Raw genomic sequence first — 3218 nt, forward strand, 5'->3', positions numbered from 1 at the left:
TAGTACTGAACATAGCTCCAAGACTACCTCTTAAGTTAAGAGGGGCGAAGTGTCTGGATCTTCAAGGGGCCAATCTAATGCCATCCCGCCAGCACTGCAACTCTTACTCACTGCCGCCCTGCAGGCAGGAGTGAACTACATCTTGTTTTACAACGGCTAGCCACCGCGAACATCTCATCGCTCATCCACAAACAGCATAAAGGGCCAGCCCTCACAGGCTGGCCCTTTGCATCATTGGAGTCACCGAACATGACCCGTCTTATCACAGGGCTCGAGGTGCATCGCTATGCCCCCGAGCTAAACAAACTGCATCTGCGAAACCGGCAAATGCTACCCGCCCCCGGCATCACCACCATCAAAGAGGCCAAAGCACGCCTGTTTGGCCGCTGGCAGCTAGGGCATCAGGTGACCATCACCGTGAGTCACCCTGACTACGTCAATCTCTCCCGGCTCTACCGAGGGCGACTGGCAAGCCTGACAGACCTGCCCGAGCACCTAGCCAGACTACGCCTGCGCCACAACGTGCCAGGCACCATCATCCACATCCAATTGAGGTATCGCTAATCATGACCACGAAAACCACACACACCAACAACCAACACCCCGTAGCGCCAGAGCACCCCAATCGGATTTTTGCACAGTGGGGCTTGCCTCATACCGTTACACCGCGCTTTGGTGCCCGTCTTATTCAAGAGCATCACCGGCTGCACTTTTTGTCAGATCGGGCCTCATTGATTGGTGAATGGGAGGAGGAAGCTATCGACCAGCTTGAAGTTGGCTTCCCGAGCATCGTCAAGGAACTGGAGGCCAAATTGCTGACAGGCGAACTGGATGCTCAGCGCCAGCAACGTATCACCGTCCATCACGGTGGTTTCACCTGCGAAGCCGATACCCTCGGTAGCCATGGCTATGTCTACGTGGCGATTTACCAAGCAAGGTAGATGGCAGATCTATTAGGCTCACAACTGGCTGCAATTTTAGTCAGTTGAAGAGATTTACCCAAAACGTAGCTTTATAAAGACAATTATATCGTGACGTATCATTTAAAAAATGGTACGTCACGGGAAAATCGAACTCTCATTAATTGATGGCCAGAACCGAGTTAGCAAGCCTTTTTTCATGGCTAAAAGGAGTCGTATAAAAACGCTGCTCAATGCCGTATAGTAGAATTTTCAACTCATCATCATTTGATATTTCAAATTTCTGCTTTTCTCTGTCGAGTTTTAGCATCTGCTCGCCACAATAGCCGTCGATGTAATCGAGCATATTGGCTTTATCATCAGCTGACATGGCCTCAAGCGTTGCCATGGCAAGACCAATACGTTTGCGATTTGGTTTTGAAACCTTATCCAGGCTGTAGTCATCACTCAATTCGATGAATGGCTCATCTAAAAACTGCTCCACTTCCTCGTTGGTCGCTTCTTTATACAGCTCGTCAATTCCAGTGAAGATACTTGAAATGGTTGCCAGATTTCTAAAAATCAAGGTATCTGCCGCTTTAAAATATACGGCATCAGGCAGTGAATTTATTACTAATCGTGTTTGGTTTTGCTCAAGCTTTGCAATTTCGCCAAAAACTAGTGTTTTACGTTTAACAAAAAGGCTTGGTGTGATTTTTTGAAAATAGAAATCATCAGGTAATCCCCCCGAAAAACTGGGGTGCTCATAAGTAGAATTTTCTCGTATCTTGAACGCAGGAGGTTCTACATGAAAACATCACGCTTTAGCGATGCCCAAATCATCGCCATTCTCAAGCAAGCCGAGTCCGGTTCACCCGTCCCCGAGCTGTGCCGTGAGCATGGCATCAGCTCCGCTACTTTCTACAAGTGGCGCTCCAAATTCGGTGGCATGGACGCCTCCCTCATGGCTCGCCTCAAAGAGCTGGAAGAGGAAAATCGTCGCCTCAAGAAAATGTATGCCGAGGAGCGCCTCAAGGCCGAGATCATCGCCGAGGCCATGGCAAAAAAGTGGTAACGCCATCTGCCCGCAGGGAGATGGCTACCAAAGCGATTTCACACTTTGCCATCTCAATCAGGCTAGCCTGCAACATCTTCAAGGTCAGCGAAGGCTGTTATCGCTATCAACCCGTGCTTGCCGATGAAAACCTGCTTATTGCGGATTGGTTGCTGCGTATCACCGACAGCCAGCGTAATTGGGGCTTTGGCCTCTGCTTCCTCTATCTACGCAATGTCAAAGGGTTTGGCTGGAACCATAAGCGGGTCTACCGGATTTATCGGGAGCTTGAACTGAACATGCGGATCAAACCCAAGAAGCGATTGGTGCGTGAAAAGCCGGACGCATTGGCCGTGCCAGACAAGCCCAATCAGTGCTGGTCGATGGATTTTATGCATGACCAGCTCAGTGATGGTCGGTCGGTGCGACTGTTTAATGTGATCGATGACTTTAATCGCGAGGCGCTGTGCATAGAGGTTGATTTTTCATTGCCTGCCTCGCGGGTCAAGCGAGCCCTGGAGCAGGTGATCGAGTGGCGTGGCAAACCAGCGATGATCCGGTGTGATAATGGCCCGGAATATATCAGCGAGGAGCTCAAGGAGTGGGCGATGAAACAGGGGATCACCTTGGGGTATATCCAACCTGGCAATCCCCAGCAGAACGCGTACATAGAGCGGTTTAACAGAACGGTGCGTTACGATTGGTTGGCTCATCACCTGTTTGGCACACTGGAGGAACTACAAGAATTTGCAACGCAATGGCTGTGGGTTTATAACCATGAACGGCCCAATATGGCGCTAGATGGCTACACACCGAAACAGCATCTGGCAAAGGCTGCATGACCTCTACTTTTGAATGCTCCTAAAAATGGGGGGATTACCATACCTATATTATTGTGGTGACTTAGTACTATGTTGATATGTCTCATCGTTTACATATATGCATAAGCTAATCATGCGTATATGTATAATTAACTACCCCGTGTTGTTGCAGATACAGTGTTTTTATGTCTGATATTGCGCTATCAGTATGAAGGGCATGGATAATCAGGTATAAAAATGCCACCAACAATGGTGGCATTGGTCGTCTGTCCTCGATCAGCAAATGAGCCCGAGCGCCCGAAGGCGTTGGAGCGCCCGATCCTGTGCATCGTTCGAATAATCGGCTTCCAGAGTGATCCGAGCAAGGCGCTCAACCAGCCGCCTGCCACTTTCATCGAGCCTCACAGACACATCGAGCAATGACACTGTGTATTGAGTGTTACA

Annotated in this window: 4 protein-coding genes; 3 read left to right on the forward strand and 1 reads right to left on the reverse strand. The window is 49.4% G+C overall.

What is annotated here, in order from left to right; genetic code table 11:
* Positions 1-249: 249 nt before the first annotated feature.
* Entirely contained in the window at positions 250-564 is a 315-nt protein-coding gene (locus PG888_RS22575; RefSeq protein WP_111901680.1) for a hypothetical protein, read from the forward strand.
* Between the two features lie 2 nt (positions 565-566).
* Positions 567-941 carry a type IV toxin-antitoxin system YeeU family antitoxin gene (locus PG888_RS22580; protein WP_111901679.1) on the forward strand — a complete coding sequence of 125 codons (375 nt, stop codon included), beginning with the start codon at positions 567-569 and terminating at the stop codon, positions 939-941.
* 139 nt (positions 942-1080) lie between these two features.
* Here PG888_RS22580 and PG888_RS22585 read toward each other — a convergent pair whose 3' ends face one another.
* Positions 1081-1485, reverse strand: coding sequence for a hypothetical protein (locus PG888_RS22585; RefSeq protein ID WP_270694265.1), 405 nt, complete (start codon positions 1483-1485; stop codon positions 1081-1083).
* A gap of 222 nt (positions 1486-1707) precedes the next feature.
* Here PG888_RS22585 and PG888_RS22590 point away from each other — a divergent pair.
* A protein-coding gene (locus PG888_RS22590) for an IS3 family transposase (RefSeq protein ID WP_139750834.1) occupies positions 1708-2795 on the forward strand; the annotation gives its coding sequence in 2 pieces (ribosomal slippage) (positions 1708-1960 and positions 1960-2795; 1089 coding nt in all).
* Positions 2796-3218 lie beyond the last annotated feature (423 nt).

Source organism: Aeromonas sp. QDB23 (genome assembly GCF_027707745.1).
GTDB lineage: Bacteria > Pseudomonadota > Gammaproteobacteria > Enterobacterales > Aeromonadaceae > Aeromonas > Aeromonas allosaccharophila.

What these genes read in the sequence shown, in the direction of transcription:
- PG888_RS22575 (WP_111901680.1), top strand. Translation starts at nt 250, where the DNA reads ATGACCCGTCTTATCACAGGGCTCGAGGTGCATCGCTATGCCCCCGAG.
- PG888_RS22580 (WP_111901679.1), top strand. Translation starts at nt 567, where the DNA reads ATGACCACGAAAACCACACACACCAACAACCAACACCCCGTAGCGCCA.